This is a genomic window from Undibacterium sp. YM2 (assembly GCF_009937975.1).
In the GTDB taxonomy this organism is placed as follows: Bacteria; Pseudomonadota; Gammaproteobacteria; order Burkholderiales; family Burkholderiaceae_D; genus Undibacterium.
In genome coordinates this window covers 3,530,191-3,541,635 of the sequence record NZ_AP018441.1, presented here as the reverse complement: position 1 = coordinate 3,541,635, position 11,445 = coordinate 3,530,191, and the positions used below count along the sequence as shown (strand labels likewise).

The 11,445-nt window shown below is 51.3% G+C and carries 12 protein-coding genes; 7 read left to right on the top strand and 5 right to left on the bottom strand.

Annotated elements, in window-relative coordinates; genetic code table 11:
- Window positions 1-16 precede the first annotated feature (16 nt).
- Both UNDYM_RS16060 and UNDYM_RS16055 read left to right on the top strand, forming a co-directional pair.
- Window positions 17-1,081 carry an SCO family protein gene (locus UNDYM_RS16060; RefSeq protein ID WP_162041923.1) on the top strand — a complete coding sequence of 355 codons (1,065 nt, stop codon included), beginning with the start codon at window positions 17-19 and terminating at the stop codon, window positions 1,079-1,081.
- A complete protein-coding gene (locus UNDYM_RS16055) occupies window positions 1,081-2,391 on the top strand; it encodes a hypothetical protein (RefSeq protein WP_162041922.1) in 1,311 nt (436 codons plus the stop codon). Before UNDYM_RS16060 ends, UNDYM_RS16055 begins: the two co-directional genes overlap by 1 nt.
- Before the next feature lie 100 nt (window positions 2,392-2,491).
- Here the strand turns inward: UNDYM_RS16055 and UNDYM_RS16050 are convergent, their stop codons facing one another.
- From UNDYM_RS16050 to UNDYM_RS16040, 3 genes are all read right to left on the bottom strand, one after another.
- On the bottom strand, window positions 2,492-2,944 hold the full coding sequence (locus tag UNDYM_RS16050) for a MarR family winged helix-turn-helix transcriptional regulator (protein WP_162041921.1): 453 nt from the start codon (window positions 2,942-2,944) through the stop codon (window positions 2,492-2,494).
- A gap of 101 nt (window positions 2,945-3,045) precedes the next feature.
- Window positions 3,046-3,459, bottom strand: coding sequence for an ester cyclase (locus tag UNDYM_RS16045; RefSeq protein WP_162041920.1), 414 nt, complete (start codon window positions 3,457-3,459; stop codon window positions 3,046-3,048).
- A 202-nt stretch (window positions 3,460-3,661) separates the two neighbouring features.
- The gene (locus tag UNDYM_RS16040) at window positions 3,662-4,066 is read right to left on the bottom strand and encodes a DUF4260 domain-containing protein (protein ID WP_162041919.1); all 405 of its coding nucleotides are present in this window, start codon (window positions 4,064-4,066) and stop codon (window positions 3,662-3,664) included.
- Window positions 4,067-4,481: 415 nt separating this feature from the next.
- Between UNDYM_RS16040 and UNDYM_RS16035 the strand changes: the two genes are divergently transcribed.
- Window positions 4,482-5,426 carry an exopolyphosphatase gene (locus tag UNDYM_RS16035; RefSeq protein WP_162041918.1) on the top strand — a complete coding sequence of 315 codons (945 nt, stop codon included), beginning with the start codon at window positions 4,482-4,484 and terminating at the stop codon, window positions 5,424-5,426.
- Between the two features lie 16 nt (window positions 5,427-5,442).
- On the opposite strand, the gene UNDYM_RS16030 is transcribed toward UNDYM_RS16035, so the two are convergent.
- Together UNDYM_RS16030 and UNDYM_RS16025 are read right to left on the bottom strand one after the other, a co-directional pair.
- Entirely contained in the window at window positions 5,443-6,120 is a 678-nt protein-coding gene (locus tag UNDYM_RS16030; RefSeq protein WP_162041917.1) for a GNAT family N-acetyltransferase, read from the bottom strand.
- An 82-nt stretch (window positions 6,121-6,202) separates the two neighbouring features.
- Complete coding sequence (locus tag UNDYM_RS16025) at window positions 6,203-6,919, bottom strand: hypothetical protein (protein WP_162041916.1); 717 nt, start codon at window positions 6,917-6,919, stop codon at window positions 6,203-6,205.
- 249 nt (window positions 6,920-7,168) lie between these two features.
- On the opposite strand from UNDYM_RS16025, the gene UNDYM_RS16020 reads away from it, so the two are divergent.
- The 4 genes from UNDYM_RS16020 (at window position 7,169) to UNDYM_RS16005 (ending at window position 11,442) form a co-directional block, all read left to right on the top strand.
- Window positions 7,169-7,855, top strand: a complete 687-nt coding sequence (locus tag UNDYM_RS16020; RefSeq protein WP_232063508.1) for a response regulator transcription factor — start codon at window positions 7,169-7,171, stop codon at window positions 7,853-7,855.
- 3 nt (window positions 7,856-7,858) lie between these two features.
- Window positions 7,859-9,217: an ATP-binding protein gene (locus UNDYM_RS16015; RefSeq protein WP_162041915.1), complete on the top strand. Its 1,359-nt coding sequence runs from the start codon at window positions 7,859-7,861 to the stop codon at window positions 9,215-9,217.
- Between the two features lie 109 nt (window positions 9,218-9,326).
- Window positions 9,327-10,454, top strand: coding sequence for a glycosyltransferase family 4 protein (locus tag UNDYM_RS16010; RefSeq protein WP_162041914.1), 1,128 nt, complete (start codon window positions 9,327-9,329; stop codon window positions 10,452-10,454).
- Between the two features lie 148 nt (window positions 10,455-10,602).
- A complete protein-coding gene (locus UNDYM_RS16005) occupies window positions 10,603-11,442 on the top strand; it encodes a MipA/OmpV family protein (protein ID WP_162041913.1) in 840 nt (279 codons plus the stop codon).
- The last annotated feature ends 3 nt before the right edge of the window (window positions 11,443-11,445 follow it).

Below are 11,445 nucleotides of genomic sequence, written 5' to 3'. Positions count from 1 at the left end.
TACTCTGGGATTTGATATGAAGCAAGTCATCAAACAGATGTTGAAGATGTCGAAGATGTCAAACAAAGCGCTGCTGTTCATGATGTGCCTGTTCGCTGCAATGCCAATTGCACAGGCAGCCATGCGCCCCATACCTGAAGCCCAACTGGTAAATCAGGATGGTAAAAACATCGCCTTCTACCGTGACCTGGTGCAAGGCAAGACCGCCGTCGTCAATTTCATCTTCACGTCCTGCACCATGATTTGCCCCACCCAGACCGCCACCTTGCGCCAGGTGCAGCGTGACCTGGGCACGCGGGTAGGGCGCGACGTGGTTTTTATATCGATCAGCATAGACCCGAATACCGACCAGCCGCCACGTCTGAAAGCCTTTGCCAGACAATTTGAGACTGGCCCGGGCTGGCAGTTTTTGACAGGTAATAAATCCGTCGTCGATAAATTATTACGCTCCCTTAATGCCGGTGTCGGTGACATCAGCAATCACAGTGGCCTGGTACTGGTCATCAATGAAAAAAAACAGGTCTGGCAACAACTCGCCAGCATGCCCGAGGCCAAACTGATACAGACTACGATAGAACAGGTGGCCGGGCCTGACCCTGCGATGCAGTCAGCCAATAGCCGCTACTTCCCTAATCTGCCCCTGCAAACGCAAGATGGCAAGACCGTGCACTTTTTTGATGATGTCATGAAAGACAAAGTCGTACTCATTAATTTCATCTTTACGACTTGCCCCGGTATCTGTTCACCCATGACCGCCAATCTGGCAAAGGTACAGCCCTTGCTGGACCCACGGGTGCAAATGGTCAGCATCACCGTCGATCCTGACACTGATACCCCACAGGTCTTGAAAGACTTTGCAGGCAAATTCAAGGTGCGCCCAGGTTGGCTGTTTTTGACTGGCAGCGCAGAGAACATCAGCGCGGTCGCCAAAAAACTCGGTGGCAGTGGCGAAGACAAAGATGCCCACAGTGGCATTTTATTGGCTGGCAATGTACAGACCGGTGACTGGAAAAAAATCTATGCGACTGCCAGGCCAGAAGATATTGCCCTGGCCGTAGGAAAACTATTGCCCGCAAGATGATGGCAAGGTTTTGGGTTGCACTTGCTGCTTTGCTCTGCCTGTTCTGTACAGATATTGCCAGGGCTGACGATCAGGCCTGGCAACGCGGCCAGGCCATGTACCACAAGGGGTGGAACGGTCAGGCCGCTTGCGTGCGCTGCCACGGCAACCTGGGCCAGGGCAAAGAAGAGGGTGGCTTGCAAGCCCCGCCTCTGGCTGGCAAGCCAGACCGTCAGCACCTGCAACGCGCCTTGCTTGAAGGCGTGGGCAGCAATGGCCAACTCTTGCATCCACTCATGCCCCGTTATCAGATCGATGCCGCGGGCCTTGATGATATGCTCGCTTACCTGAGTGTCATCGGCAAGGACACGCCCGGCCTTACTGATACCGTACTGCGTGTCGGTATCTCTTTACCTGACAACGTCTATGGTGCCGCCATACAGGCAGGTTTGAACAGGGCTTTTGATCAGGTCGCCAGTGGCGTATATGGGCGCAAACTGGAACTGCTTGTCAATCCAGCACCTGACCAGGTATTTGTCGAGGTCGCCAGCTTGCAAAGCGGCGTGCAGGCCGCGTCCAGTTCCAGGATTGAAGCGAACAGGCGGGCAGTCATCGGCCCCTTGCCTGCACCAGGTCTTGCCAGTTTTTCTGACACGCTTGCACAAGACAGTTTCCACCTCTTGCCATCAATGCGTGAACAAGCCAGCGCTTTGCTGGCGCAGGCTGCACTGGATGCTCGTGACGTAGCTAACAACAATAGAGCGACACAACAACTGACCCTGATCTATGATCGGGGCAATGATCCCGCCTTGCATGCATTGCTTAAGGAATTACGTGAGCAAGCGCGAGACAATCACCAGTCACTGCGTGAACAAATATGGTCAGCCAAGGCCCGCCAGCCCGTTGAAGCAGTGATTTATCTGGGTAGCCCGGCCAACTTGCGTGAAGTACTTGCAGCCACTGGTGAAGGCCTGGTATATGCGAGTGCCATTCACATAGGCCCCTCCAGCCTGCAACTGCCACCTGCACAAGCAGCCCGCCTGCGTCTGTTGTTACCCTGGCACACCAGCAGCCCGGTGTTTGACCTGCCTGCTGCCTACAATGACGCCGCCTACGCTGCTGGTATGGTACTCATCGAGGCACTTAAACGCAGTGGCCGCCAGCTTGGCCGCGCAGAACTGCTGCAACAACTGAACCAGCTTAGAGACTTTACTATTCCTGGATTTGGCGCAATAAGTTTTCATTCTGGCCAACACCACGGCAGCCGTGGCGGGCAATTACTGGTTGTGGATGCGGAACATGGCATATTCAAAGTGTTGCGTAGCTGGTAAGCATCAATGCATGTCGATCGCAAGGCAGATGGAAAGTTTGAGTATTGCCAGTAAAGATTGAACATCAAAGCCACCCCGGCGCAGGCAATGGAAATAGAGCTTAATCGAGGCCGGTGATCTTTTGCAGTATGGGTAGTGCTTCGCCCAGAAGCGTCCGTTCACGGGCGCTCATACGTGTAGATAATACCTCGCTTAGCCAGAGTGTGCGGGCCTTACGGGCAGTGGCATTTTCTGCCTGGCCCTTTCTGGTCAGGGTGATGAGTTGGCTGCGGCCATCTTTGGGATCGGGAGTCTGAGTAATCAGGCTGTTTTCTTCGAGTTTGGCAATGACCAGGCGCATGCTTTGATGTTTGACACCCCGGTTCTCTGCCAGGGTGGCGATGCTGGCAGGCCCATTGCGCTCCAGGAAGGCCAGTGTTTCTCCCTGGGCAGTAGTCGGCGTTCCCGCCTGGCAACGGACGGCGCGGACGAATTTGCCTATGGTGTCGCGCAAATTTTCTGCCAGGGCTTGCACATTTTCGTGGTCGTTGTCAGTGACGGTTGTTTTTTTCAAAGCTGGTTTCCTCCTGGTGCAATGATGGCGCATATTGCTGGTTTCGCCAAGTTTCATGAGGTACGAACAAGCGGCATTATTGCAGCTCATCGAGGAAGGGATTAGTCTGCGCGTAACTGTGTGAGTACGGCGCTCAGTGTATTGATGCCCCAGTGCTCAAGGTAGCGGCCATTCTGGACATGGACGATGTCGATGACGTCTATGGAAATGGATTTGCCAGTGGCGGCAATGCCCAGCAGGGTGCCAGTGTGTTTTCCAGTAATGCTTTTTCTCGTGGTAACTTTTTCACATTCGCATAATTGATCATGTATCTGCACCTGCAAGTCGCTCAGTGCAGGCCTGAGTATGTGCTGGAATGTGTTCCACATGCCCTCGGCGTCATTTGCAGTGCCGCGTGGGGCCGAATGATTGATGAAGCGGGTATCCATGAGCGCTTCGAAAGACGCACGGTTTCCTTCTTCTATGACTTCCTTGTTGAAGCGTTTTACGACTTCTTTGCGAGCTTGATGATCCATGTGATCTGATGGTAAATAGTTGATGTTTATATTTTGCGTGTGGGACGGTGAGGTATTGCTGGCGGCGACCGCCGTACCCGTCAGTAAGCAATTCGGGACAACAAGAAAAGTCGTGAAGTGCCCTATGAATGCACGTCTTTGCATTATTTACCCTTGTATGAAATACGTCTGGCAAAAAGCCGTTTGCTGCTATCAGCAATCTTCATTTCGTCTTTATCTGAGAGCTGTCCGGGTCTCGTCCAATGACTCCCAGATGGGTAAAGCGGAAACCGGACGAATACTTCAAGCCGTAACCCAGGGCCCTGTCAAAGCCTATGTGTGCTATCCATATCATGCCGGCAGTGATTGCCAGGTGCGCAGAAAAGAAAATCCCGGACGCCAGCATCAACGTGGCGCCAGCGTATGAATGTGCAGTGTTGTACATCAGTGCGCCTGCTCTGGGGTCAGCCAGGTAAGCAAGTAGCGATAAGTCGGGCGCCAGAAAGAACAGGGCAAATACGCCCCAGCCTGCACCAAATTCTGAGTAAGCAATCAGACTACCTAAAAGTACGCATAAGCCTTCAAGGCGAAGGACAGTGCGTACACCGCCGGATGCTGTGCCGGTCATAAATTCTCCTGTTGCAGGGGTAAGGGTGAAAAAATTATATACAGTCTGACTGTATAAATCAAGGCGGATTTTGCGTGACTTTTTACCTGACTGCGTTGGCAGGTATTTTTCTATTGCTGGAGAATCAGGGTGGTGGCAAGCGCAGCATGGCGTTGCCTGGATTTGTTGATGGACTGGAAGGCAGGCAAACCAGATACAGTCACGAAATGACAAGACTACTGTGCAGCATCGCTGTGTACTGTCTGGGGAAGTGTCCCAGACAGTAAAACCAGAACTCATTTCATGGACAAGTGCAGTGAAAGTGATTACATTAAACAATTGATGGCGGTAGTTTTCAGAAAAGCGGCTTTTTGCGCTTGCCGTGCTTGTTGTATCAGGGATAAACCACTTATAAACCATTTATGGGGGAGTATTCATGTCTGCAGATAGCAAAAAATTTCGTTTGATTACGCGCAGCGACTTTGATGGCCTGGTTTGTGCTGTCTTGCTAAAGCATCTTGATCTGATTGATGACATCCTGTTTGTGCATCCCAAAGACATGCAGGACGGCAAGATCGCTGTCAGTGACGCTGACATCAGTACCAATCTGCCCTATGTCGAAGGCATACATCTGGCTTTCGACCATCACTTGTCAGAAACCCTGCGTAATGCAGATGGTGGCGGAAGAAAAAATCATGTGATTGCACCTGATGCACCTTCCGCAGCCAGGGTTGTGTATGACTATTATGGCGGCCTCAATGCATTCCCGGCATCCTGGGACAGCATGATGGCAGCTGTCGATAAGGGTGATTCAGCACAATTCAATCGCCAGGAAGTCTTGCACCCGCAAGACTGGGATTTGCTCAATTTCCTCATGGATGCCCGTACTGGCCTCGGGCGTTTTCGCGACTTCAGGATATCGAACTACAATCTGATGATGAAGTTGATAGACCTGTGCAAAACCCAGAGTATCGCCGACATCATGCAAGACCCGGATGTGAAAGAAAGGGTGGATCTGTATTTCGAGCATGAAGAAAAATGCAAGGAGCAAATCCTGCGTTGCGCGACCGTGCATAAAAACCTGGTGGTGCTTGATTTGCGCAATGAAGAAACCATCTTCGCGGGTAACCGCTTCCTGATCTATGCCTTGTTCCCTGAGACCAATATTTCCATCCATGTGCTCTGGGGTTTGAAAAACCAGAATACCGTGTTTGCTACCGGCAAGTCCATCCTGAACCGTAGTTCCAAAACCAATATAGGTCCATTGATGCTGGAATTTGGTGGCGGTGGTCATGAAAATGCCGGTACCTGCCAGGTTGCCAATGAACAGGCTGAGCAGGTGTTGGCGACCCTGACGAGCCGTATAAATCAGGATGGCTGAGAATGGTACTTTTGCTTCAGAAGGCTATCTGTATTCCCGTGGGCAGGAATTTGGCATACCTGCCCAGGGAATTACTGATATCGCTGGCTGCAATGCGGTAATAAAAATCCTCAGTGCTTTCGCCTGTCTTGATTGCACCAAAACGTTCATGAAATTTCCAGACTGACTCATTGCCTTTTCTGACATCGAAATGCGCACTCTGGAAACCCAGTGCGAGTCCATAGTGATATACCATCAGGGCAGATTCTATAGAGCTGCTGCTGGCAGCGCCCGCTTGTATGATCCAGGAACCCCAGCAAAATGAATCTGCCTGCTGATCATACAGGCGCACTGTTCCTATATTCTCACCCTGCATGTTTTGTATGATGAAGTAGACTTGCCTGTCATCAAGCGCATATTTTTCCAGCCATTGCTCTTGCGGTTTGATATCGGCTGAGGTGCTGGAGATAAAGCGTGATTTTTGTTCGTCTGTACGCAGGGCAACGATGTAGCTGGCGTCTGCCACGGTGGCATTACGCATGATCAGTTTATGGCCGGTGATTTTTTGCGGCTTTAAAAAAGCGGGCCCGCCTGCCAGACCGAGGTTGGCTAGGCGCTGCGCAATACCTGCCTGTTGGGCGCATGCCTGTATCTGGGTAGATATACCGGACAATGAGGAAGTCGAGGGAGTAGATGCTGGTGAAGCTGGTGACATGGCTGATTCATCTGAGGTTTTCACGAGAGATGATTTTACTGTGCCGTTTGCCCTGCGTACAGGCAAACGGCAAGTTTGCCGTTTATTTTGCGACTGGCGTAGCATTCACAACGATGCTCTTGTAATAGATATGGCTGGTCGATTCAAAGCCGGAATCAAGACCGAACAAGATCCACAGGCTGCCATCGGCTTCTGTCTTGACGTTCAATGGTGTCAGGTTGCTCAATTTTTTCTCCATATACGGCGCTTTGCCACAATCGGTACTGGCATTGCCTATGGTACCCAGCACCTGAGCAAATTTGCCTGAGCCCGATTGGCCGCCACGGTCTATGTTCATGACGAACTCATCGCCCTTTTGTACTGTCAAAGGTTCTGTTGGTGATGCGCCGCCAAAAAACCAGACGCTGTCACCTGGCGAGCCGCCTACGCCAAAGCAGCCTGTGGCCACATTGCTGACGATGGTGGCCTGAAAGCTTAGTGCGTATTCCGTATTCGGGGCAAAGCCGGAATATTTCTTTTTGATGTAGATGAACAGGTCATCACTGCGGTTGGTGCCATAGGTATATAAGCCCTTGCCGCTGAAAGGCAGAGGCAGGGTGCGGTATTCGGTGACGACGTCGGTAGGTTTTGTCTCACTGCTGAAGTCTGAGGTGCCAAAGGCCCAGCCGGGTGGCTCGCTGCCAAAATCAGTGTTGATCTGGACTGGCACCGGCTTGGGAATATAATTGGTAGTGCCGCCACAGGCAGCCAGCAGGGTGGTGATGACAGTCGCTGCGAAAAAATGCGTGAGTGTTTTCATAATGAAGATTAAAAGAGATTTGCCTGTTGGGGATGGTATGGCGACAGAGAATAGCGGGCGGCAGGGAGAAAGTCGTTCTTGAAAATGTCAGATAATTGTCTTTAATTTGTAAATCTTGCCTGGCTTGAAATTGTCTGAAAATTGTAAGTGGCGTCGCAAGCATGGGCAATTTGCGTAGAATCGCGCGCTGCCCGCTCTACAATGCGGCAAATGCAGCAAATGAGGGCAATGCAAAAAGGAGAGAAGAATATGTTTCGTGTAATGCTGGTGGAAGATGACGCCAAGCTGGCAGCGCTGGTTGCCGAGTACCTCAGGGAATACGAATTTACGATAGACATCGTTAGCCGTGGCGATGCTGCGCTCAGCCATTTTCAACAAACATCACCGGATATTGTGGTGCTAGACCTGATGTTGCCTGGTCTGGATGGCATGGTGGTTTGCCGTCAGTTGCGTGCCATCAGTGCCGTGCCTATCCTGATTTTGACAGCGCGTGAAGATGCCTTTGATGAAGTCTCGGGTTTGGAACAGGGGGCTGACGACTATGTCAACAAACCTGTGCAACCAAGGATATTGCTGGCCCGCCTGCGTGCCTTGCTGAGGCGTGTCAAGGAGGAGCCTGAAGATGAAAACGCTGACCTGGTTTTTGGTGCCTTTCGTGTCTGCCGCAGTGACCGCACGGTATTCTGGCGCGACGAAACTGTCACGCTTAACAGCGCAGAATATAAATTGTTGCTGGTGCTGGCCGAGGCTGCAGGCAAGGTTTTGTCGCGCAACGATATTCTGATACAGATGCGCGGCATAGAGTTTGATGGCCTGGACCGCAGTATCGATAATAAAATTTCCCGCCTGCGGCGCAAGTTCGATGATCCGCATGCCGACAAGATCAAGACAGTCTGGGGAGAGGGCTATCTGTTCAGCCCGTCTGCCTGGGACTAGCCGATGAATCGCCTGTTCCTGCGTTTTTTTGCTTTGGTGATGCTGTCCATCAGCGTCGCTACGATTGCCATCTACGTGTCCATCACCATTTTCTTTGGTTATCCTCTGGAAGAAGTCGCACAGCAGCAGGCATCAGGACAGATTTTATTATTGACGGAGTACGTCGATCAGGCAGGTCAGAATGAATGGCTGACGCGCCTCAACAAGATCAGGGAAATCACCCGCGCCCGTATGGATTTGATACCCATGCAGCCGGTACTGGCCAAGTTGAACCAGACAAGGCGGGCGCAACTGATGCGTGGTGAAGTGGTCATCGATGTTGCCAGCAAATCCTTTTACCGCCGTGTTGATCTGAAAGGCGAGCGCTATGTGGGTAGTGATGAAGAAGTCATCCACGCGCAGAATTTACCGATTGATGTTGCGCCCGTTCTCAAGACCGAGGCACTGCGCTACATCATCGTGGCACTCTGCCTGCTGATCCCGATTGCGGTCTGGTCCAGCTCGCACTGGCGGGGTTTGCAGGCGCTGGAAAAAGTGGCCGATGAGTTTGGCGCTGGTCATTTGAAGGTCAGGGCGCACACCAAAGAACGCGACAGCATACACCCGCTGGCACAGCGCATGAATCAGATGGCGGCCCGTATAGAGAGCCTGCTGGATGCGCAAAAAAATCTCTTGCATTCAGTCTCACATGAATTGCGCACGCCCATCGCCAGGCTGGAATTTGCACTGGAGCTCTTGAGAAACGCCGCCAAAAATCCCCAGCTTGAACCACGTATGCAAGCCATGGAAGCTGATATCAGTGAGCTCAATGCGCTGGTCAGTGAATTGCTGGACCTGGGTAAACTGGACCAGGATGCCAGCCTGAACAAGAGTGAATTCGATATCGCTGATAGTCTTTCCAGTTGCGTCGCCAGCTTGCAGCATGTGCTGGACGTTCATGTAGTCAATAAGGATTTCTCTGTTGATCTGGGCACCTACTGTGGTGACCAGCGCTTGCTGAAGCGGGCAATCAGCAATCTCTTGCGTAATGCTGCCAAATACGCCACTGCACGCATCTGGCTGCATGCCAGCAGGAACGCAGATGGCAGCATTGAAATCATGCTTGAAGATGATGGCCCCGGCATACCTGCCGAGGAAAGGGAGCGCATTTTTGAAGCCTTTTTCAGGCTGGACCGCAGCCGTGACCGCAGCACTGGCGGTTTTGGCCTGGGCTTGGCTATTGCAAAAAAAGCCATCGCTGCCCATGGCGGTGAAATAGTGGTGCAAGAAGGGCAATATGGTGGCGCCAGGTTTGTTATTTCCTTGCCTGTTTTTCAGCATCTCGCAGCAGTAAATCCATCAAATCCCGGGCTTACAAATTGATGACATTTGCCAGACAAGTTGGGGAAGACTTGCACCTTGTCGCTCTCTATCATTGCTCAATGTCGCAGTGTTGTTGTTTGCGTTCTGTTTGCCCTGATCAAGGCCCGCCATGAAAGTATTGCATTTTTACCGCACTTATCACCCCGATACGTTTGGGGGAATAGAGCAAGTAATACGACAACTGGCGGTGGGAACAGCCCGCCTGGGTGTGGATGCCGAGGTGCTGACCCTGACACGCAAACAAGGCGATCTGGAACTGGAGCTGGAAGGGCATAAAGTACACAGGGTAATACAGAGTTTTGAAATTGCTTCCACCGGGTTTTCCTGGAGGGCGCTTTCGCGATTCAGGGAGCTGGCGAATAGTGCGGACATTATTCACTATCACTTCCCCTGGCCTTTTATGGATTTGATGCATCTGTTTTGCGGAATCAGAAAGCCAACTATCGTGACCTATCATTCAGATATTGTGAGACAAAAATTCCTGGAAAAAGTGTATCAACCTTTGCGCCACTGGTTTTTGAATGATGTGGACAGGATCGTTGCCACTTCGCCCAATTACCTGTCCAGCAGCCCGGTGTTGAACCGTTACCGCGACAAGACTGAGGTGATTACTTATGGACTGGACAAGGATATTTATCCGCAGCCATCGCCAGAATTGATAGCCAAATGGCAGCAACGTTTTGCGGGACGCTTCTTCCTGTTCGTCGGAGTGCTGCGCTATTACAAGGGCTTGCATATCTTGCTGGAGGCAGTGGCCGGTACGGATATGCCTGTGCTGATAGTCGGCAACGGGCCTGAGGAAGCTGCGTTGAAACGGCAAGCCAGGGATTTGAATTTGGACAATGTGCATTTTCTCGGAGCCTTGCCGGAAGAAGATAAAGTTGCCTTGCTCAGTCTTTGCTATGGCGTGGTGTTTCCCTCGCATTTGCGCTCAGAAGCTTTTGGTATTTCGCTGCTTGAAGGGGCGATGTATGCCAAGCCCATGATTTCGAGCGAGATAGGAACTGGGACCAGTTATGTCAATGTTGCAGATGAAACTGGGGTAGTGGTGCCTCCCGATGATGTGCCGGCTCTGCGGGCAGCGATGGTGCGTTTGTGGGATAAGCCTGCACTGGCAGCGCAAATGGGGCAATTTGCCCAAAAACGTTATCAGACCATATTCACATCTGAAATGATGGCAAGAAACTATGTACGCCTGTATGTGGATGTCATATCAGGAAACACGAGAGAACCTTGAGCATGGGCGTTGATGTTGCGAAATTGGAAAGAGGTGTCTATGATGCGGATTTCTTCCGCCCTTATGCCCGTAATGCAGCTTCGCTATTTTGATGATATTGAAGATATTGGCGATATACCGGGTATACACACGACTACAATTGATCAGCATGAAATCTATACTATTTGCCTCCCTTTTTTGCATCGCCAATCTTGCTAGTGCCCAGACCCCGGCAGCGAGCATGTTGCCAGACGGTAGTTCGGATATGTATGTCGGCCTGGGGGTGGTTTCAGAACCAAGTTGTGAAGTGGGTGGCGAGCAGACTACCCGCATCATGCCTAACGTACAAATGCAATGGAGTAATGGCGTGTTCTTGCGTAACACCAATCTCGGCATGCATTTGAGCCGCTCCAGTGGTTATGAGTATGGTCCTTTATTGTCTTATCAGCGAGGTTGCAGTGCCTCAGCTGCGCGCAAGCTGGCCGGGTTTGGTGATGTAGATGGCAGTTTTCAAGTCGGTGGTTTTTTTAACTTCCGTCCTATGAGCAACTTGCGTCTGGGGTCCAAATTATTATTCGGCACCGGCGCAGGCAAGAAGACTACGTACCTGAATGTAGAAGCACGCACTTATTACAAGATAGCATCCCATCATGGGCTGGCTTTCTCTTCTGGCCTGGCCTGGAGCAGACGTTATTATGATTCAGCCAACTCAAGGTTTGATCCTAATTTTGCAGATGGCTATCCTGTCTTTGTCAACGGCGATGGAAATAATTTTGTCGGCTCTGGCAGTCAGGTAATGATTGCAAAGTCGGGCAAGGACTTGGTGCATACCAATGCCAATGTCAGGAATTTTTATCTGGGTGCGAATTGGAACTGGGAGTTGAGTTCATCCTGGATAATCACCTCGCATGTGACCGGAGTGCATCAGTTTGATATCGACAGTGACAGTTTGTGGCTAGGCAAGAAGAATTACGTCACCGTGTATTCTGGCCTTGCATATCGATTTTAATTC

Bases quoted from the DNA above. Each gene is read 5' to 3' on its own strand.
- UNDYM_RS16060 (WP_162041923.1), top strand. From the start codon at position 17: ATGAAGCAAGTCATCAAACAGATGTTGAAGATGTCGAAGATGTCAAAC.
- UNDYM_RS16055 (WP_162041922.1), top strand. From the start codon at position 1,081: ATGGCAAGGTTTTGGGTTGCACTTGCTGCTTTGCTCTGCCTGTTCTGT.
- UNDYM_RS16045 (WP_162041920.1), bottom strand. From the start codon at position 3,459: ATGGATCATCAAGCTCGCAAAGAAGTCGTAAAACGCTTCAACAAGGAA.
- UNDYM_RS16040 (WP_162041919.1), bottom strand. From the start codon at position 4,066: ATGACCGGCACAGCATCCGGCGGTGTACGCACTGTCCTTCGCCTTGAA.
- UNDYM_RS16035 (WP_162041918.1), top strand. From the start codon at position 4,482: ATGTCTGCAGATAGCAAAAAATTTCGTTTGATTACGCGCAGCGACTTT.
- UNDYM_RS16030 (WP_162041917.1), bottom strand. From the start codon at position 6,120: ATGTCACCAGCTTCACCAGCATCTACTCCCTCGACTTCCTCATTGTCC.
- UNDYM_RS16025 (WP_162041916.1), bottom strand. From the start codon at position 6,919: ATGAAAACACTCACGCATTTTTTCGCAGCGACTGTCATCACCACCCTG.
- UNDYM_RS16020 (WP_232063508.1), top strand. From the start codon at position 7,169: ATGTTTCGTGTAATGCTGGTGGAAGATGACGCCAAGCTGGCAGCGCTG.
- UNDYM_RS16015 (WP_162041915.1), top strand. From the start codon at position 7,859: ATGAATCGCCTGTTCCTGCGTTTTTTTGCTTTGGTGATGCTGTCCATC.
- UNDYM_RS16010 (WP_162041914.1), top strand. From the start codon at position 9,327: ATGAAAGTATTGCATTTTTACCGCACTTATCACCCCGATACGTTTGGG.
- UNDYM_RS16005 (WP_162041913.1), top strand. From the start codon at position 10,603: ATGAAATCTATACTATTTGCCTCCCTTTTTTGCATCGCCAATCTTGCT.